We start from the raw sequence: 21221 nt of genomic DNA on the forward strand, positions 1-21221 counted from the left end.
TTTATCGTTCTCGGCATTCATCTGCCTTGAGTATATGACTAAACGCTTGTCTTTACGTAATTAAAATCACATCGTAGCGTGATAGCTTCGTCCAAGTTCATATTCATTTCAATGTAGTTGATAACGCAAAAAAAGCGCTCTTAACTCTCTGCGATTGATATTTCTTTGCTAAAGACAATAACGTTTTTCAGCGCTCATTAGGCACAATCCGTTGCTATTGAAACCAGTTATTCGACCTAAATTCATCAATCGAATCTATTAATGGCACAATTTTTCAACAAAAAACCGTGTGCTAAAGCTTCTTCATTCTATCCTAGCTGATTGTTTTTTCTATTATTAATTAACATGTTATGACATTTAATACCCACATATCATTAACAATACCTGTAGTTTCCTTTGATCTTTTTACAGAAACTAGTAGTATTAATAGCAACTGGTCAGATGAGCGGATGTGTTAAAATGAGTATTAGAACAAGTTTGAAGAAAGTGCTACCTCCTATTTCAGTAACGGAGCAAGAAGCCCTCGATGCTGGAGATGTATGGATCGAGTCTTCCATTTATCAGGGTAAACCTGACATGCAGGCATTGAGAGATATTCCGGCTGCGCAACTTACCGCTGACGAGCAAGCCTTTTTGGATGGTCCCGTTGTTGAACTGATGGCTATGATCGATGATTTTGCACTGCAAAACAGCAATCATATTCCCGATAATGTTTTAGATTTTCTGAAAGTAAATAAATTCTTCGCATTGATTATCCCTAAAAAGTTCGGCGGATTAGAGTTCAGTCCCTTCGCAAACTCAACGATAGTAGCAACGATCGCCGCAAAAAGTGGTGCAATTGCGGTAACCGTTATGGTGCCAAACTCGTTGGGTCCAGGTGAGCTACTCATGCATTATGGTACCGAAGCGCAGCAAAACTTCTGGTTACCTAAACTTAGCGTGGGCGTCGACATTCCTTGTTTCGCATTAACTAGCCCAGAAGCAGGTTCAGACGCGGGTGCCATTCCAGATGCTGCGATTGTGACTAAAGGCATGTGGGAAGGCAAAGAAGTGGTTGGATTGAGTATTACTTGGGACAAGCGTTATATCACGCTAGCGCCAATCGCCACCGTTCTTGGTTTAGCATTCAAAGTTTTCGATCCAGAGCAATTGTTAGGCGACACGTTAGAATTAGGTATTACCTGTGCGTTAATTCCAAAATCTCATCCAGGCGTGGAATTGGGCAATCGTCATGACCCCATGGGAGTGCGTTTTTATAACGGTACTACTCGGGGTGAAAACGTCTTTATTCCGATGGATTTCATCATTGGTGGCGAACAAAATATTGGTCGTGGATGGCAAATACTGGTCAGTTGCTTAGGCGCAGGCCGCGGCATTTCATTACCCGCGATGGGCGTTGCATCTGCGCAGTCTGCTTTCAAGTCAACCGCAGAATACTCCTTCGTACGTGAACAATTTGGTGTACCGATTGGGCGTTTTGAGGGTATTCAAGACAAGCTGGCAGATATTGCTGGAAAAACCTTTGTGTTAGAGGCCATGCGTGTTCTAACAACAGAAGGACTGGGGCTAGGCATCAAACCGTCAGTAGTAACCGCAATTGCCAAATATCACATGACCGAACTTGGCCGCGACGTAGTGAATTCGGCGATGGATGTTCAAGCTGGAAAAGCGATCCAACGTGGACCGCAGAACACCCTTGCGAATGGCTATTCAGCTTTACCTATTGCGATCACTGTTGAGGGTGCAAATATATTGACTCGAAGCCTGATGATCTTTGGTCAAGGCGCTATGCGTTGTCATCCATATATGAAAGAAATGGTTGATTTAATCCATAGCGATGAAAAAGGTGCTGACGCTAAATTTAACAAAGTTTTGGGTAAAACGGTTAAATTCAGTGTGGCTAACGCATTCCGCTCTTTATATAACAGTTACTTGCCGTTCGCTCGCAATGCGAACAGTGCAATGCCTGAAGTGAAGAAATATGAGAAGCGATTAAATGCGTTATCAGCAAAACTTGCCCCTCTGGCAGACTTGTCATTACTTGTATTAGGTGGTGATTTGAAAAAAGCCGAGTTGTTGTCAGCAAGATTAGGAGATGTCATCAGCTATACGTATGCAGCGATGGCGGTTATTCGTTTTTATGAACAAAAAGTACAAAATCGTACTGAAGCCTTGCCTTACTTCGAATATGCAATCCAGTGGTGCTTACAACAAGGCGAAAAAGCCATTGTCGATTTTGTTAACAACTTTCCAAATACAGCGACACGCGGTTTGATGAGAGTGTTAACTAATACCTATACGTCTTCAGTGACGGGTATTTCAGACGACCTTATTCGCCAGCTATCTGAAGCAAGTATGCAACAAACGTCGATAAAAGATGAATTAACCCATCTTGTTAAAGTGGCTAAAGGAGATGGTAACGATATTAATCAGCAGGCATTTGAAGCAAAACATGCTGTTATGCCACAGCTGAAGAAAATTCAGAAGTTACTTCGCAAGTCGCCGGTGATCCCTGCAATTTCCTTTGAACACTGTGTGAACAATCTGTTAGCGGACGGTTTGTTGAGCCAGCAAGAAGTTGACAGCGTATTGGAATACAATGAAAAACGTAAACTAGCAATTAGAGTGGATGAATTTACCTTTGATCTTGAATTGATCGATTCGACTCAACAAAGCAGTGAACAGCAGGCTAACGCAGCCTAATTTCGAGTTTCATGAGTTACTCCAAAAGCAGGTCTAATTGGCCTGCTTTTTTATTGCCCCCTAAAAAACCAAGTCTTGATTATTGAATTTTCCGCTTCACAAAGCGTAGTTTTTCACTTAGAACAGCGTTTTTTTGTCAGGTTTTTTTACAATTCGCGTTTAGAAATTCTTGCCTCAAAAATTAACTGTATACTATTTAATCACTTGTAAACGTGGCTTGGTGTATGCATCATTTTTGTTCAATGACGTTAGCGCACTTGTGAGCTGTCGCAGTTAGTGCTCCTTTAATCAACAAGGAGAGAACAACATGATAAATCGTTTATCTAAACTCAGTATCGGCTTGGCTGTGCTTGCCTGCAGTACATCCGCCTCAGCCAATTTAATCAGTCTGTTTGAAACCCAACGTGACACTGACTATGCCTATGCTGGCGTCGGTGGCTTACGTGGAACTGGATTTGGTGACATTATGCTGTCTGGTGTTACCGGCACGGTTAGCCAGGCTTATTTGTATTGGCATGGTCCCACAACATCAACTGACCCTGCATTTAATGCCAGTATTATGTTTGATGGCAATGCCATTTCAGGCACTAATATCGGTTTTTCAGATGATAATTTTTGGGGCCAAGACAATAGTCAGGCATATCGCGCGGATGTGACTGCGCTAGTAAGTGGCGACGGCACCTATGCATTAACAGGACTTTCAGCTGCCAATTCAAATGGCGCGTCATTGGTAGTCTTTTACGATGATGGAGATGCCACGAATAACCGAGACATAGTGACCTTTGATGGCAATGACGGCAATTTCTCCAATATATACGATCCTGATGGTTGGGATGTGACGTTATCAGGGATTGATTACACTAGCGGGTCAGGCTCTTTAGTGATGGGAGTCAGCGATGGCCAGTCTTTTGCCGATGGTGACTTTTTCATCAACGGTGTAAATATTGGTGCCGTATTTGACGGCACAACAGTACCTACCACACCGGGCACTACGGTTGGCAATGGTGGTTTATGGGATCTGGTTGAAATTGATATTACTACTTTCCTTTCGCCTGGTTCCAACGATATCAATTTAACTCACTCGGCTTTCAATGATGCATTAAGTGCAATTCATTTCCACGTTAACCTACCTGCTGGCGCTGCACCACCAGATCCAGATGAAGATCCAGATCCAAATAACATTCCAGAGCCAGGTATATTGCTACTATTAGCATCTGGTTTGTTATTACTAAGACGCAGTAAATAGACGGGATAAATTGAGTCAAAATAACAAGGGCGCAAGCTGAATTCAGCATGCGCCCTTTTTTATTGAAGTTTTCATTACGTTTTCTCTGAACAAGCACGGTGTTTATCCCGCTATATGTGCAATATGCCAATTAAAAACCTCCGCCCTTATGAATACTAAGTATTTACTCCTAACACGTTTACTTTTCATTTGTTGTATCCCCCAGAGATAGCATCATAAGGTAAAACCAGCTAACATCTGGGCAACGCGAGAATCACTACCAAATAATTTTATAAGGCTGGAAAGATACAGATGGCAAACGAACGATTCGACAACGACATTCCTAACATCGTTCTGGAAAAAGAAGACCGGGAAGCCTTTCAACGGGCAAGAGCCAAAGACAAGCAAAAGCCGGCACCAGAGAGCGATGAACCAACGGCAGTAAAATCAGCTGCATCAGGCATTTGGCTATTATTAGTATTACTAATTGCTCTGGGTGCTTGTGCAGCTAGTTATTGGTTATATCAACAAAAATTGGTTAACGATGCCGAACTTGCAAATGCACTAAGTCGAGTAACTGACTTAGAACGTCGCCTATCTGCAACCGGCGAAGAGATGGATCAATCAGCAGGTGCCTTACGAGTTAAAGTGTCAGAGTTGAGCGATAAAACCGATGAACTGTGGACACAGATGGATAAGCTTTGGGCATCTGCTTGGCGAAAAAACCAGGCCGAAATCAATCAACTTAGTGAGCGCCTCACTCAAACCTCAGGGCAAAGTCGCAAACAACTTGGCGTATTAGAATCCGACGTTGTGTCAGTCTCAACCAACCTAACCGTATTACAAGAGCAATTGTCGCAATTAGCCAATGAACTAGGTCAGTTAAGTACATTAATGGCTGAGATGCGCAGCAGTGATACGAATAACTCCCGTCAACTTGGTGACTTGCAAGCGAAAATAGTGTCTTTAGATCAAACTAATGGCGCGTTAAGTCGCAGAGTCGCTGAGTTAGAGAAGTGGCGACGCACCGCGCCTTCGACCATAGAGTCCAGTACACAAAACTAGTGGCTTCAATATAGGTAAGCGCAGCTTAACGTCAACGCAACAATATACAAAAAAAGCGCCTTCTGGCGCTTTTTTACAATCTGAATAAGATGTGGCAAGCAATTAAATATTACATATCTATTTGACGATTGCTCTTTATATTGCGTCACATCAGCTTCACTAACAACCCCAACAATATTCAGCTGTCGATAAAGAATTACTATCATCTTTATCCCAGGCTTTTCTGCCGTCACTGTAAAAATACAATTTGCCATCACCACTTTGATTGGTGGAGTTGACTGGTGTCGCTATGATCACAAAACTATTTCCTGAGGCAGACACACTGTCGATCGTCAGATCATATTTGCGATTCGCCGCTGGTTCAGAAGACGGTGAATGGGCATGAAATATTTCCGGCGCGCCAGTATTAGAATTAGACTCAGCGGCGCCTTTATAGGAATAGTTTGCAGCCTTGTGTCGTTCCATGGCGGCAGCGAGCGCCATTAAATCGGCTTGAGCGGCACTTCGATTACTACTTTTTAAAAACCCTTGATAACTAGGGTATGCAATACTGGTTACAATACCGATAATTGCGATCACTATCATTAGCTCGATCAAGGTAAAGCCCTTGGCTTTAAGATTTCGGTTTATCATGTTAGGCCCTTCCTATTGTCTTTCTATCTCGGTTTTCCAACTGCTTTTTTGTACCCGTTCAAAGCGTCCGTAGATATTTTCAGCTAAGCACTCGAACGCTGTGCCACAAGGCTCAGGATCGCCATTCTCATCCAAATCTATTACCGCTGAGGTACACTCTGTACCAAGGCACACTACTGGCTTAATAATATCTTCAATCAATATTTTGGTTTCAGGTGCAATCCCAGTTTGACGCAACTGCGCATAACGATCCTCATTCTGTAGGTCACCATCTAAATTCAAATCAGTGACCGCATTTGCATTAACTAAATTCACTAAGTAAGCACGACTGTTTCCTGCTGGAGGTGCACAAGCACTATCGTTGGCTGATGCAGGCAAATAGGTTGTAAAGAACAACTGATAATCAATGATTAATGGCGAAGCTAGGACTTTTTCGCCACCAGCCCCTAACTCCAAGTACCAGCCATGTTTTTCAGCAAACTCACTGGTCGCTATTTCTCGCTCAGTATCATCAGCTGAGGTTAATGTATGCGCAGTGGCGTTGAATAAATCATCGGTAGTGTAAGGTAAAACCGGTAAGGTGTAGTGATTATTCTCATCGAGTGCAAATACACCTTCGTCTTTGACCATATAAAAATGATCTTGAATTTCACTATTCAATGGATGAGCTCGGAATCCAGACCCTAAGGCTACAGCATAGAAATGTTGATCACCGAGGTTAATTTCAGACACATCAGGACCGTAGAAAAAACGTCTGTTGTCAATTGCGGCATCACCACCAAAACTCGCCATAAGACCGCCTGTTACAAGCTCGCTTACGCCATTTCCATTATGAATGTCGAGTCTAAACATTTGTCCGCCCATATCTACAACATACATATGATCTGCATAGCCATCACCTTCACGGTCAATGACCGAAATACGCGCAGGAATACTGTATTCCATTTCAGACAGCACGAGGTCAGCATTTGAATTGCTGGCACTCCACAGCAGACCGCCAGTATCAGCATCAACAATAAATACCGCGTTCCCTACAGAGTCAGCGCTGCGCAATTCCTTATCGTCTTGCTGCTCGTCATAGCCGCCGCCGAAAATTAACACGTCTTTGGTCGACGCGCCTATGCGGATCTTAGTGGCAGTGGGACGTGACCAACTCTGACCAAGTTTTTCAAAGCCTGCGCTACCACCACGGATCTCAAATTTTAACGCTGGAGAGGTTTTACTAGTGATATCGAACGCGTAATAGTTTCGTCCTCCACGACGCATGCCCACATATAGATATTTATTGCTTTGAGTGTTGCGCAGCACCATGTCGCCATCTAATCCATAAATGTGATTAAAGGTTGAGCCATCACGATACAAGTCATACTGATTCATCAGCATTTCTTTTGGCATTACCGCAAAGTTTTCGCTACCCGTAACTGGGTCGAATGAATGCAACACACCATGGTTTGTGGCGACTAATATAGCGCTTTCGGTATCAGAATAATTCACTATGATTGGCTGTGAATGAATCGGATCTCCCATCATCAAACGCACATCCGTGCTGTCGCCGTCACCATCATCATCTCGAACGTCTACGCCACGCGCCCATTTCAGTATTGTTGTTCTGAGTGCTGCAGAATCGGGTAAAGTCGAAATACCTAAATCATCCTCGGTGATACTGTTATTACTTTCGTGTAAACGGTTACTCTCAGTGGCAATAGTACCGGTTCCTTCGAATGCATAGATATTGCGGCTCAAAGTCATGCGGCTAGCCGCCCCCCCCTCTCGTACGTCATTTCCATCGGCTTGCACCGACCAGTAGCTATGCGCGTTTTCAGAGAAAAATCCGGTACCGTCATCGACCGCTGGTAAGCCGTCTTTATCTAATACCTCATCACCATCGATACGATATTTTTTCAAGTTACCAGGCCAAATGGCGCCTTCTGATGGCTTGAACAGCGCGAAATACAACTCGTCATTGTGGGTTAATCGGTTTAGCTGATTGACCGCTACCCCAGGAGAAACAAAGGTAGTATTAACATCTTTGACGGTTTTTAAGATAGACGAGAATGCCGTGACTAAATCTTCTGAATTATCAGCCTGATAAAAACCACCGCCACCGTTAAGTGCTAATCTATTCAAGAAGGTACTGGCCGTTTCATTGGTATTGAAGCCAATGGTATGGGTCACAATCCGCGAATCGATAAAAGAATCACCTATATCACCAATATTTTCGACCAAATCTAAACCGCACTTTTCGCCACCGCTGCTCGATGTACAATTCCTGTTTAATAAAGCTTCAATTTTTGACACACTGTGGTTGTTGTTGGCTTCACCATCAGATAACAACACGATGTGGTTATTGGTTTGGCATTGTTGGTCCACAATCGGTGAGATATAGGTGGCACCTGTCGGAATGTATTCATTGACACAATCTGAATCACTGAGATTATCAACCGTACAGCCATTAGGAAGGACTGAGTCGCTGCCTATATAAGACGAACGATGGCTAACACGCGTACTTCTGCGCACTGACGCACTTACCGCATTAGTTCCGCGAGCTAAACCATAGTCGACATCACGCCCTCCAAAATAATTGGCCGCCTCTAAAAGAGTATCTACGATAGGCGTATAACCATTAGCCGACAGTTCATCCACTTTACTGATCAAATGCTGACGTACAGTAGAGGTAGTGCCTGGTGTTGCATCACCTTCAAATTCAACGACTAATCGGGGCGCACCTGAGGGTTTACCTTGATAAGTATAAGCGCCGCGCACACCAACCATGTCAGACACCACAAACATAATGTCATTGCCGCTATCCCAATCGCCACGATTGACTATCTCCTGAACAATCGACGTCACTGGCGGAGAGGTGTAAGTGTTATTACGATACCAGGCGGGAATATTACTCCAAGTTACCGAAGCTGACGTTTTTGGCTTATCACGTAACAGATAACGAGGGTAATTTCTAAAATTGCGGGGGTCGGCTTCGTCAACGCCACGGATCCTAAAAGACGCACCGCCACTGGTGCGGTTCTGATAGGCGGTAAACTCTATATATGCGTTAGCAACAACGGCATTTCGGGGTAACGCCAATTTACGGAAACGGATACCAATATACTTATTATTCGACGGATTAAAGGTCAGTTCACTGCCGGTAGACTGATTACCATCGTTGCGTTCTTCAGCATTATCTCGCTGTGACGCGACTTGGTAAGTAAGATCACCTTTCACACAGCCAGTCGCAGTAGTATCGTCATAGGTTACGACCAACTGAGGCGTTGAACCTGTGCCATCTTCAAAAGCTTTAGCTCGACGATCACTAGAGCCATCTACACTGCTACCTTCAATTATTAAGCTCAACGCATTTTTTCCACACCAAGCATTTTGGTCCACTATCTCTTGAATGATATGAGTGATGTCAGGAGAGCGAATACTCTCACCAGACAGTGGCCAATTATTATCGGTTGTCCAGTTCAACACATTACTGGTGCGGGTGCGTCCGGAGATATCAAAATTAGTATTACTGAAAGATTGCGAGTCACCACTCAGTTCACCCTTGATTTGCATTGTGGTAACGGCCGTATTGAGCTGCGCTGAGGTGAAACGCAAATAGGCGCTGGTTATCGTTGCACCGCGAGGTATGTTTAAACCCTGATAACGATAGCCACTGGTGACGACATCGTTACCTTGGGATAATTTAATACGGCTAGAGTTAGTATTCACGACTCCATTTATTTCATAAGCATCATCATTGCCACTGACAATAGGAGTAATAATTTCTGGAACAACGGGGGAGTTGATATTTTGTACTGGAAAAAGAACCGGGCCACCAAAATCAGAAAAACGCATTAAACCAGCGTTTATATTGGTGACACTAGATAAGGTTTCTTTAAGTGCATTTTGAACGCGCAGCATGCGGGTTTCATCAGTGTTGTCTTTCGCTCCCATACTCCCAGACGTATCCATAATAAAGAGTACGTTGGGATAATATTCGACTGCTGCATCGGAAGTGCCAAGATAGATTTCAAGATCATCGGCAAAAGCAGAAAATCCGATCATACTGGAGAGTATAAGAGCGGCGGTGCCGTTCAGCGTTTTTTGAATAGACATAAATACAACCTCGCTATTGAGACGCTGGCGCAAAAACTGACGCACTTAACGTGTTGGCTACCGCAAACTTAGATCCTTCGAGTTGGCCACAGCCTTTAATAACAAAAACATGGCAACTTATATTACTGCCACCAATGACATTGCTTGAACCTAAACAAGCTCTTTCTTCTACAAATGCAGTACGTGACCAACTAGTAATCTCAGGATTATCGTCATATAAACCTTCCGCCGTATGTTCGGTATTAGTTTGCAACCCGTTGGCAGCAGTAACGGCTCGGTTGGTCCAATCATCATCATTGAAACAGGTCAAATCGTCATTAGCTAAATCGACAATATTGCCCTGTCGAGCTTCAGAAAGGGGATCAACTTTATCTGCATCAGACAGTAACACTTCATCTTCCGATTCAAAAACAACGCCGGCGATAGCAGCTTCTGCCGCATCAAATGCCAAAGATTGCTTTTCCATAGAAACGGCCATTTTGTTTTGCATTAAACTGCTGGATACAGACGCTACACCTAGCACTGTTAGGCTCATTAGCACCAGTAGTGCGAACACCATGACTAAACCTTGCTGTTTCATATTTTTCTACTTCGCATAAAGTTTTTCACATTACGTAATGTGATTGTGGTTTCAAACTGCTTGAATAACCGTTTTTCAGTCGGATTGACTGCCGCTTCATTCAATAACTTAAAGCTTGGCGTATTATCAATGGAGACTTCAGCGTCACCTTTCAGCAAAATGGCAATTCTTAAGGCAACGACCTGACCGTCACTGGCCAAAATAGCGGGAAGTTGATCCGCGGTAACATAACCCACAGGGCGAGCTGAATTATCACCCGTCATCAGGTTGTTGGTATAACCGTATAACACTTGAAAGTTTTCAACTTCATCGACTAAGGTAACTGCCGCATGACTGTCATGCCCTACCGCGGCTTTTTGCCCTCTTAATACACGCCCATCAAAACCTCGACACTTTAAGGTTCTGCCATCGACAAAATATTCATTGACCACAAAGAACTCTTCTTGATCGTCATAGCCTAACTTATAACCGCGACAGTCAGTCTGACCTTGTAGACTGATTGCAACTTTATCACTGGCACCTGAAGCTCCTTGAGTAGAGCCAACCTCAGGGAATGCGGCAAAATCGCCTGGCAATATAATGGGGTGATTACGCACATAAGCATTTTCCAAAATGACATCAAAATCTCGATTTAAATCTGGCGATAAAATGTCATAACGTCCCGCCATAATTAACTCGTTGCGCAGTCTGGAAATAATAAAACGCCCACTTTCTTGAGTAGAAGCAATGGAACGGTTCAATCTTTCAGTCAGGCTATTACTGACGAGGACTTGAATAATGGCACCAGAGATGAGCAACCCCAGCGCCAATGAAATCATAATCTCGACTAAGGTAAAGCCTTGTTGAGAATTTGCATGTCGTTTCATAATACAACATCCAATCGCACACAATCATGCGGTTCGGCCTCGTTGACATTACATTCTTCATTTAAGGCCCGCTCAATGTTCTGCCAACTTTCGACCGGCCATGAAAGAATGATGCTAATTCGAGAACCCGCGCTGCACGCTTCAGCATCTAGATTATTATTGTCATCACAACTAACGCCCAATTTTACACTTGGGTTAGCGGAAACCGCCGAGCACGATGCCTGATAAGCGTCATAGCTAGCAAATTCGCTTGCATCACATTGGCCACCAGTACAATCAGGGATATCGCCCGGATGAGCGAGACAAAAACAAGCGTGGTTTGTTGCGGTTGAATTACAGGTTAGGTTATTAAAATTGTACAAATTCTGGTTAAAGTAATTCTCATCAACCACCAAGCCATCACCAATTAGCGACATACGAGCACTGGCTCTTAATCGTTCACTGAGTTGCTGAGCAACCATCACCGATTGAGAACGATTTAATGCATCAGCATTAGAAAACGAACTCACGAATTGCAGCGAAGCAACGCCTAATATCCCGATAGAAAGAATGAATAAGGTGACAAGCACCTCAATCATACCGACGCCTTTTTGCTGCGCAGAATGACAGGGATAAGATAAGCTTTTATTCACCACGGCTCCTGAATTTGGTCCAGATAAATTAACTAACAATTCAGTACAACATAAACAGTATAGACTTTTGTGTGGTACTCAACGAAAACACTTTTTTGATGGTATTAAATGTAGCGTAATTCAGCTACATGTTGGTTATTAACGCTTACCCTTAGGTATATATTTGACTCATTAGAGTGCACACAATAACAACACTAAAACAAGATAGTTTTAATGAATTTGATATATTTCATAGACTTATACAAGATGTTCTTAGATAGATTTAACCTGAAATCTGGATAATTTAGTATTAATTCTTACCCTTAAGCTGCGGTAATTGTCAGCTTATGCAGATACGCTTACGCAACGTCTGGCGGAAATAGGCTGGATTCGGCAAACGGAGGATATAATATGAGGATAGAAACGAGAAAATTGTATAGAACCGATGAGAGTAATGAACACATTCAAACAGACCTTCAGACACCGCAAGATCCCAGCGAGTTTTTAATATTGTCATCCTAGCATGCAACCCCACGTCATCCCAGCTTGCACCGCGCGCCATCCTAGCATGCTCCCCGCGTCATCCCAGCATGCTCCCCGCGTCATCCCAGCATGTTGTTAGCTGGGATCTCTTATCCAACTCACAGCGGTGCTTGGACTAACTAACTTGTTTGATACGCAACTCTTTGGGCACCGCAAATTCAATATTTTCTTCGCGGCCAGGACGCTCGGTCGCTTTTTGGGCTCCCCAACCAATAAGTTTATCAATCACAGATTTTACCAGTACTTCTGGAGCTGAGGCGCCAGCAGTAACGCCTATGTGTTGGGCATTCTCGAGCCATTGCTTTTGAATACAATCTGCGCCATCTATCAAGTAGGCTTTAGCACCAATTTTTTCGGCCAGTTCGCGCAGTCGGTTTGAATTAGAGCTATTTTGAGCACCTACCACCAATAATACGTCGCAATCGGTAGCAAGTTCCCTTACGGCGTCTTGACGGTTTTGAGTGGCATAACAAATATCATCTTTGCGTGGCCCTTCAATCGCCGGGAATTTGTCTCTCAAGGCGTCTATCACATCAGCGGTATCATCCACTGACAATGTGGTTTGACTACAATAATACAATTTTTGTGGGTTCTTCACTTCTAATGTGGCGACATCTTCAACGGATTCGACTAAGTATATCCCCCCTTGAGCATTGTCGTATTGGCCCATAGTCCCCTCTACTTCGGGGTGGCCTTGATGCCCTATTAAAATACATTCAATGCCTTTCTTACTCGCCCGCATCACTTCCATATGTACTTTTGTAACGAGTGGGCAGGTCGCATCAAATACTTTCAGCCCGCGTTTAGCGGCTTCGTTACGCACTGCCTGTGACACGCCATGAGCTGAAAAAATAACAATACTGTCATCGGGCACTTCTTTGAGTTCGTCAACAAATTTAGCGCCTCGCTGTTTGAGACCATCCACCACAAATTTGTTGTGAACCACTTCATGGCGAACATAAATAGGTGGCGCAAAAATTTCCAATGCGCGCTCGACAATCGTAATAGCACGATCAACACCTGCACAGAAGCCTCTGGGATTTGCTAAATGTATTTGCATACTCATTTATTCTTAGCTTACGCCAAGGATCTCCACATCAAATATAACGGTTTGCCCAGCGAGAGGATGATTAAAATCAACCGTCACTGAGTCTCCTGCTACCTCACGCACAATGCCCGGCACTTCAGAGCCATCGGGTTGGCTAAAAGCGATAATAGTCCCAACATCCACTGGCGTGTCGGCGGTAAACCGCGACTTATCCATATGATGGATATTATCAGGGTTAGGCATACCAAAGGCTTCATCCGCATTGAGCGTGAAAGACTTTTTATCACCTTCCTTTAAACCGAGTAAACATTGTTCAAAGTTTGCTGTCAGGCTACCGTCACCCATTTGTAACTTAGCGGGTTTATTATTTACTCGTGTGCTGTCAGCAGCAGAACCATCAGACAATTTTAGGTCGAAATGCATTAGCACTTCACTAGAAGGAGTAATACTAACTGTCATGAGTTTCCTCTGAGCTCTCTTTATTTTTAAACATATCAACAATAAGCAATGCCGCACCTAAACAAATTGCACTGTCAGCGATATTGAATACAGGCCAATCATATTGTTGATAATAAACATGTAAGAAATCCACTACGTAACCATAGCTAACACGATCATAAACGTTACCAATAGCACCGCCCAATATCAGTGAGAAAGCCACCGGCAGCATAATCTGTGATTTAGGTGTCGACTTTAACCAGCGAATAATCACCACACTGACCACCAGCGCAATCACAGTAAAGAACCAGCGTTGCCAGCCACTAGCGTCACTAAATAGACTAAACGCAGCACCGTAGTTATGGGTATAGGTTAGATTAAAAAAAGGGGTTATCTGAATGGATTGGTACAAATCCATACTGCCCACGATAGCATGCTTAGTCCATTGATCTAATCCAATGGTAACTAGCGTCAACCATAAAAAGCGCAGTCCCGTGTTTGAAATCGTATTAAGCATAAAGTCTCTTTTCACCTTCGCCATCAACGTTATCCACACAACGACTGCACAATTCAGGGTGCTCGCTGTCACTTCCAACGTCTTCACGATAGTGCCAGCAGCGCACACACTTTTGTTCGTCAGACTTTTCGATGGATAACCATAATCCATCTAACTCAGTGGCAATGGCATTCGCAGGCTTTTGATCACTGTTCACTACTTTGGCAGAAGACGTAATCAATACGAAACGTAACTCATCTTCTAGTCGACTTAACACCGACTCAAGTTTCGATGATGCATACAAAGTCACTTTAGCTTCCAGCGATGCACCCAACTTGCCATCTTTACGCTGTTGTTCAAGGGCACGATTTACTTGTTCTTTAACTGCGAGCACTTGTTGCCAAAAACCATTATCAAAGGTGTTTTGTTGGTCAGCTGAGGGTAATCCTTTGTACCAGGTTTCGGTAAACACAAACTGGCTTCTTTCACCGGGCATTTCTTGCCATAGCTCTTGAGCCGTAAAACTCGTTACTGGCGCCATCCAGCGAACCAATGCCTCAACAATATGATACAAGGCAGTTTGGCATGAACGGCGAGCTAGCCCATCCGCTTTAGCCGTGTATTGACGGTCTTTGATGATGTCTAAATAAAAGCTACCTAACTCGATGGAGCAAAACTGCATCATTTTTTGGGTCACGACCAATAGGTCATATTTCTCATAGGCATTAATGATGTCGGCTTGCATTGCAGCGGCACGACTCACTGCCCACTTATCCAGTTCCACCATATCATCATAGGCAACGAGATCAGTAGCTGGATTGAAACCATTTAGGTTAGCTAACAAAAATCGTGCAGTATTGCGGATCCGTCGGTAAGAATCGGCAGAGCGTTTAAGGATCTCATCTGATACGGCAATTTCGCTACGGTAATCCGTTGAAGCAACCCAAAGACGCAGAATGTCAGCACCAAGTTTACTGATGACCTGCTGAGGTGCGACCGTATTACCAATCGATTTAGACATTTTTTTGCCTTCACCGTCGACCGTAAATCCGTGGGTTAAAACTTGCTTGTATGGTGCATGGCCTTTCTCGGCCACCGATGTCATCAATGAAGACATAAACCAGCCCCGGTGCTGATCGGAACCCTCAAGGTAAAGGTCAGCAGAAGCTGGAATATCATCACGACTATCGACTACAAAATGATGAGTCACACCAGAATCAAACCACACATCTAGCGTATCAGGTACCTTGGTGTAAATTGCCGCATCTTCTGCACCCAAAAATTCTTCGGTATCAATATCCCACCAAGCCTGTATGCCTTTTTGTTCAACCAACTTGGCCACACGCTCTAGCAACTCGTCCGTATTTGGATGCAATTCACCACTATCTTTATTGACGAACAATGCGATAGGCACACCCCAAGTACGTTGACGAGAGATACACCAGTCCGGTCTACCTTCGACCATACTCTCAATGCGGCTTTGTCCCCACTCTGGGATCCATTGGGTCTTAGCAATTTCATCAAGTGACTGTTGACGTAAGCCATTTTTGTCCATACTGATGAACCACTGGGGCGTCGCACGGAAGATGATTGGCGTTTTATGGCGCCAACAATGCGGATAACTGTGGGTATAAGCATGATGATGAACTAACGCATGTTTCTCTTTCAGCACATCGACAATGTGAGCATTGGCTTTAAAAACATGTTCCCCTTCAAACAACTCTGTGCCCGGCATATAAACACCGTTGGCCCCTACCGGGTTAGCCACTTCTAGGCCGTATTTTGCACCAACGTTAAAATCGTCGACACCGTGGCCTGGTGCTGTATGAACACAACCTGTACCTGATTCGGTTGTTACGTGATCGCCAAGAATAATTGGCACCGAGAAATCATAGAAAGGATGTTGAATAAGCTGCTTATCTAACGCATCCCCATGGCAAAAACCTAAAGCATGGTAGTGTTCAACACCAAAACGGTCCATGCAGTCTTTGACGAGATCCGACGCTATGACTAGACGCTCTTTCGCTCCCTCAGTCTCAACTTGTACTAGGGTATACTCCAATTGCGGGCTAACGCAGACTGCGCGGTTGGCAGGCAAGGTCCAAGGAGTTGTTGTCCAGATAACCACAGACACGGGCCCCTCGCCTACATGCCCTTCTGGATGTTTAAAGGAGGCAACTAAGCTGTCCTGATCCTTTGCAACAAATCTCACATCAATCGAAGGAGATTGTTTATCTTGATATTCAACCTCCGCTTCAGCTAAGGCTGAACCGCAATCTGTACACCAATGCACAGGTTTGAAGCCTTTCTCCATGTGTCCAGAACGGACGATGCCGCCCAAGGCTCGAATAATGTCGGCTTCGGAAGTGAAATCCATGGTTTTATAGGGCTTATCCCATTCTCCCAACACGCCTAAGCGAATAAAGTCGCGTTTTTGACCATCTATTTGGCGTTCCGCATAGTCGCGACATTTCTGTCTAAATTCCGCGGCGGTCACTTTTTTACCAGGCTTTCCGACTTTTTTCTCTACCTGTAGCTCGATCGGCAAACCATGACAATCCCAACCTGGGATGTAAGGCGCATCGAAATCAGATAATGTTTTCGCTTTAACGATCACATCTTTCAGAATTTTGTTTACCGCATGACCAATATGAATATCACCATTGGCATAAGGAGGACCATCATGCAAAACGAAAGGTGTCTTGCCTTTTTTAGCCGCCCGAATTACGTGATACAGACCTTTCTCTGTCCACTCTTTCAACATTTGCGGTTCCCGTTGGGCCAAATTTCCGCGCATGGGAAACTCAGTTTCGGGTAAATTCAACGTGTGTTTGTAATCGCTCATTAAGGCTCAAATCCAATGTTTAATGTTCGTGACTTATTCAGCGCACAACAAGTGCTTTGCTTGCTGGGCATCGAGTTTTATTTGTTGTTGTAATAGCTCGAATGAATCGAACTTTTTCTCATCGCGTAATTTTTGACTGAACTCTACTCGGATCAGCTTGCCGTAGATACGTTGTTCAAAGTCGAAGATGTGTACTTCCAACTGTGACCGTTCGCCATTTACTGTAGGCCGCGTACCTACATTTGCGACTCCTTTAAAGCTAGTTCCGTCAATATTAACATTGACCGCAAACACACCATTAATGGGGGCGATACAGCGTTTTAACAATACATTTGCGGTCGGAAACCCTATGGTTCTTCCCTTTTTTTCACCGTGCACAACTTTACCGGCTATGGTAAAGGGTCTTCCAAGCATTTGCTGTGCTTCGTCGAAGTCGCCCTTAGCTAACGCCGTACGGATCTCAGTAGAACTTATTCGACAATCATGATGACGGAAACTGTGTGTACTCACTACCTGATAGGCGTACTCATTTGCGTAGTGCTGAAGCATCGCAAAGTCACCTTTTCTGGCTTTCCCAAAACGAAAGTCATCACCTACCACTAGGAACTTAGTGCCTAATTTTTCGACCAATAATTCAACGATGAACTTGTGCGCATCATAATTGGCAAACTGTCGATCAAATTTGATACATAAAAGTCGATCTACACCCAACTTTTTTAACTGCTCATATTTGTCTCTAAGGCGACTCAAACGTGCAGGCGCATGTTGTGGCGTAAATACTTCCTCAGGCTGAGGTTCAAAAACCATTACCGTGGAGGGCAATCCAAGCTTCTTAGATTGCTCTATTAGGTTTGATAGAACAGCTTGATGACCTAAGTGCACACCATCAAACTTGCCTATCGTTAGCACACACCCTTTGTGTTTCTCTCGGAGATTGTGCAAACCACGGATTAATTCCACTCAGTACCTCAAAATAATCAGCTGCAAAAGGGACAGGCTGAGGAGCACATTAAAAGCGCGAATTATAACGAACTAGGCAACTAATACCAACGGTTAAACCGATTATCTGGTTGAAATAGTAGTAAATTGAAAGGCCGGCTTAAAAGAAAAGGGGCAGCGCCCCCAGAACCGGCAATTATTCAGCGGATTGATATACGCATAATTTGAACTGGTCTGGCTTGGATTTGTTACTCAAGGTCTTTAACCCTATGGGTTGCGCGAAAACTGTTAACCCGCACTCCCAATACGAGCAGCGAGATAGCAAACGCGGCAAATCCCAACAGGATTAATTTAGCCAATTCAATGGCTTTTTGCCAAACACTCAAAGACAACCACTGCGGGATGTCAGGATTAAAGTAAAGGATAACGAGTACCATGGCAGTGCAAGCAAGCACGATCTTCATTACAAACAGCAAGGTATTGCGAGTAATTTGATAGACACCGAGCTGATGGAGTTTAAAATAAAGCATGCCGGCATTGAGACTGGCCGATATTGCAGTAGCCATCGCCAGTCCGACATAGCCAAACGGAATCGCCAAAATAATATTAAACACCATATTGGCAATCATGCAGTAAATACCAATGCGCACCGGTGTTTTCAAATCTTGTCTGGAATAAAAACCCGGCGCTAATACTTTCACTAACATGAAACTTAGCAGTCCGGTTGAATATGCCATCAAGCTCACTGACGCCATGGTCGCGTCTTTAGCGGTAAATGCGCCACCGTAGAAAATGGTGAGTAGCATGGGCTCTGCGAGCACAAATAAACCGGCCGCCGCAGGAATTCCCAAAATACAAACGAGTTTAAACGCCCAATCAATACTGTTGCTAAACGACTGCCGATCCTTACTTACATGGTGTCCAGAAAGTGCAGGCAAAATAACGGTCGCAATCGCAATCCCGAATAGCCCCAACGGGAACTCTAATAATCGATCAGAATAGTAAAGCCAACTTGGCGATCCCGTCATCAATGAGGTGGCAATCATAGTGTCAAACAACAAATTGATTTGACTAACCGATACACCAAATAACGCTGGGATCATCAACATTCTGACCTTAGTCACTTTCGGATCAGACCATGCCCAACGCGGTCTGACTAACACACCTGCTTTGTACAAAAATGGCAATTGAAACAGCAGCTGTACCAAACCACCAATAAAAACGCCCCATGCCAGCGCAAATTCAGGGTGATCGAGTTGTGGGGCAAGCAACAACGCAGTGGCAATAATGGCAACATTTAACAAAACCGGAGTGAATGCCGCCACGGCGAATTTATTCAAGGTATTGAGAATGGCGCCAGATAAGCCTGTGAGCGATACGAAAAACAGGTAAGGGAACGTAATTTTTAACATCAGCGCGAAGGGTTCAAATTTTTCACCGCCGGGTGCGTCATTCAGATAGTCGATAAACCAGCCAGCTCCGAATAATGCCGCCACAACGGGAGAGCCGATCACTCCTAGCAAAGTCACAAGGGTGACTACTACGCCCAAAGTACCTGAAACTTTACCAATGAATTGTCTTAAATGTTCTTTGTCCCCTTCGCTCTTCACTTCGGCTAATACGGGAATGAAAGCTTGCGCGAAAGCACCTTCAGCAAATAATCGACGTAGAAAGTTAGGTATTTTGTTGGCCACTAAGAATACGTCTGCGGCGGCACCAGCACCGAGCATATTGGCTACAACGATATCGCGCACCAGTCCTAAAATTCGCGATATGAAGGTCATACATGCCACGACCACGCCAGACTTAAGCAGTTTTTTGGACAAAGAGTATTCCCTAAAACATTATCCCATCATAAGTAGCCGCCATTATGCGGTAACACGGCTCTCTGCGTCCAGCGCCTAGTTGGAGTTTTCAGTTTGATCAAGTAATTGCATTGACAACTTTACAAAGTCGGAAGAAGTGATAATACCAATAATACATTGATTATCGTCTACAACAGGAAGGCATCCGTGCTTGTTGTCTAAAAAATAAGGAACGATGTCGCGTAGTTCATCGTTCTTTTTTACCGATGCAAAATCACAGCGGACAATTTCCATAATACTCGTTTGTTTCTCTCGTTCTAAGAGCTCCTCAGTACCATAAAGTGCAATGGAGCGGATAACATTGGCAATTAAATCTTTTTGCGTCACTATGCCAATCAATTGATGAGTATGCTGATTCACTACAGGCAAATGACGAATGCCCTTTTCTCGCGTTATTTCATGCGCATCATGCAAACTCGCTTCAGGGGTCAGCTTGATAAGTCGAGATGTCATTATTTGAGCTGCTTGCAATGGCATGGAGTGCTCCTGAAGTAGTCATTTTTAATCTACACTGCTTTCTATAAAGCTAAACGAATGAATCAGTGCTTTAGCGTTTATTATAGAGCAATAAATGGACGTTCAGCTTGTTTCTATGAGCTTGTATATACCTCTTTATTCAAAGCCTGGCCTTTGTTAGCGAATTGATTACGATTTATCCTCGAAAATCGTTTGACAAAAGCGGTGTCAATAGGCACAATCTGCGCCCTTGAATTTTGACTAGTTTTTTCGGGAGTTTCACATTGGCTAACATTAAGTCTGCTAAGAAACGCGCAATCCAAGCTGAGAAGCGTCGCCAGCATAACGCTAGCCGTCGCTCTATGGTTCGTACTTATCTTAAAAAAGTAAATGCAGCCATCTCTGCCGGTGATAAAGAGGCTGCAACTGCAGCTTATGCAACTGCTACACCTTTGCTTGACCGTATGGCAACTAAAGGTTTGATCCACAAAAACAAAGCTGCTCGTCATAAGAGCCGTCTTGCTGCACAGATCAAAGCACTGTAATTTCGCGTTTCAGTAATGCTATAGAAAAAGCGCTTTTAGGGCGCTTTTTTTGTGCCTTTTTTTCATGCTAAACCAATGCAATGAACATCACAGAAGGCGTGTTTGGCTGCCCCCCCCGCCATAAATTTCAATAACGAACCTGAACTGAAGGATTCGATGTTTCCTCAGGTAAAATTGTAACTTTTCAACAAGAATACCACTGTGCTATAGATTTATGTCCCCTTTAGAAGGTAATCTATCCCCTTGTCCTCAACCTATGGTC

At 43.9% G+C, this 21221-nt stretch carries 16 protein-coding genes; 4 read left to right on the forward strand and 12 right to left on the reverse strand.

Features of this window, described 5'->3' with window-relative positions; all coding sequences use genetic code 11:
* The first annotated feature begins 399 nt into the window (after window positions 1–399).
* From ABD036_RS13120 to ABD036_RS13130, 3 genes are all read left to right on the forward strand, one after another.
* Entirely contained in the window at window positions 400–2703 is a 2304-nt protein-coding gene (locus tag ABD036_RS13120; RefSeq protein ID WP_343860692.1) for an acyl-CoA dehydrogenase, read from the forward strand.
* Between the two features lie 307 nt (window positions 2704–3010).
* Complete coding sequence (locus tag ABD036_RS13125; protein WP_343860625.1) at window positions 3011–3949, forward strand: hypothetical protein; 939 nt, start codon at window positions 3011–3013, stop codon at window positions 3947–3949.
* A gap of 291 nt (window positions 3950–4240) precedes the next feature.
* Complete coding sequence (locus tag ABD036_RS13130; protein WP_343860627.1) at window positions 4241–4993, forward strand: hypothetical protein; 753 nt, start codon at window positions 4241–4243, stop codon at window positions 4991–4993.
* A 159-nt stretch (window positions 4994–5152) separates the two neighbouring features.
* Here ABD036_RS13130 and ABD036_RS13135 read toward each other — a convergent pair whose 3' ends face one another.
* From ABD036_RS13135 to ABD036_RS13190, 12 genes are all read right to left on the reverse strand, one after another.
* Complete coding sequence (locus ABD036_RS13135) at window positions 5153–5626, reverse strand: type IV pilin protein (RefSeq protein WP_343860629.1); 474 nt, start codon at window positions 5624–5626, stop codon at window positions 5153–5155.
* Window positions 5627–5638: 12 nt separating this feature from the next.
* Entirely contained in the window at window positions 5639–9727 is a 4089-nt protein-coding gene (locus tag ABD036_RS13140; RefSeq protein WP_343860631.1) for a pilus assembly protein PilY, read from the reverse strand.
* 13 nt (window positions 9728–9740) lie between these two features.
* Window positions 9741–10307, reverse strand: coding sequence for a pilus assembly PilX family protein (locus ABD036_RS13145; RefSeq protein WP_343860633.1), 567 nt, complete (start codon window positions 10305–10307; stop codon window positions 9741–9743).
* Window positions 10304–11173: a PilW family protein gene (locus tag ABD036_RS13150; protein WP_343860634.1), complete on the reverse strand. Its 870-nt coding sequence runs from the start codon at window positions 11171–11173 to the stop codon at window positions 10304–10306. The genes ABD036_RS13145 and ABD036_RS13150 overlap by 4 nt, the downstream gene beginning before the upstream one ends.
* Window positions 11170–11808 carry a type IV pilus modification protein PilV gene (pilV, locus tag ABD036_RS13155; RefSeq protein ID WP_425542575.1) on the reverse strand — a complete coding sequence of 213 codons (639 nt, stop codon included), beginning with the start codon at window positions 11806–11808 and terminating at the stop codon, window positions 11170–11172. Before pilV ends, ABD036_RS13150 begins: the two co-directional genes overlap by 4 nt.
* A 634-nt stretch (window positions 11809–12442) precedes the next feature.
* Window positions 12443–13387 (reverse strand): 4-hydroxy-3-methylbut-2-enyl diphosphate reductase, encoded by a 945-nt coding sequence (gene ispH / locus ABD036_RS13160; RefSeq protein WP_343860638.1) that lies wholly within the window; start codon window positions 13385–13387, stop codon window positions 12443–12445.
* Window positions 13388–13399: 12 nt separating this feature from the next.
* The gene (fkpB, locus tag ABD036_RS13165; RefSeq protein ID WP_343860640.1) at window positions 13400–13834 is read right to left on the reverse strand and encodes an FKBP-type peptidyl-prolyl cis-trans isomerase; all 435 of its coding nucleotides are present in this window, start codon (window positions 13832–13834) and stop codon (window positions 13400–13402) included.
* Window positions 13824–14330: a signal peptidase II gene (gene lspA, locus ABD036_RS13170; RefSeq protein ID WP_343860642.1), complete on the reverse strand. Its 507-nt coding sequence runs from the start codon at window positions 14328–14330 to the stop codon at window positions 13824–13826. Before lspA ends, fkpB begins: the two co-directional genes overlap by 11 nt.
* Window positions 14323–17154, reverse strand: coding sequence for an isoleucine--tRNA ligase (ileS, locus tag ABD036_RS13175; RefSeq protein ID WP_343860643.1), 2832 nt, complete (start codon window positions 17152–17154; stop codon window positions 14323–14325). The genes lspA and ileS overlap by 8 nt, the downstream gene beginning before the upstream one ends.
* A gap of 33 nt (window positions 17155–17187) precedes the next feature.
* A complete protein-coding gene (gene ribF, locus ABD036_RS13180) occupies window positions 17188–18114 on the reverse strand; it encodes a bifunctional riboflavin kinase/FAD synthetase (RefSeq protein ID WP_343860645.1) in 927 nt (308 codons plus the stop codon).
* A gap of 227 nt (window positions 18115–18341) precedes the next feature.
* Window positions 18342–19919: a murein biosynthesis integral membrane protein MurJ gene (murJ, locus tag ABD036_RS13185; RefSeq protein WP_343860647.1), complete on the reverse strand. Its 1578-nt coding sequence runs from the start codon at window positions 19917–19919 to the stop codon at window positions 18342–18344.
* Between the two features lie 75 nt (window positions 19920–19994).
* Window positions 19995–20435, reverse strand: a complete 441-nt coding sequence (locus tag ABD036_RS13190; RefSeq protein WP_343860649.1) for a CBS domain-containing protein — start codon at window positions 20433–20435, stop codon at window positions 19995–19997.
* Between the two features lie 263 nt (window positions 20436–20698).
* Between ABD036_RS13190 and rpsT the strand changes: the two genes are divergently transcribed.
* On the forward strand, window positions 20699–20959 hold the full coding sequence (rpsT, locus tag ABD036_RS13195; protein ID WP_343860651.1) for a 30S ribosomal protein S20: 261 nt from the start codon (window positions 20699–20701) through the stop codon (window positions 20957–20959).
* Window positions 20960–21221 lie beyond the last annotated feature (262 nt).

The organism is Aliiglaciecola litoralis (assembly GCF_039523355.1).
GTDB lineage: Bacteria > Pseudomonadota > Gammaproteobacteria > Enterobacterales > Alteromonadaceae > Aliiglaciecola > Aliiglaciecola litoralis.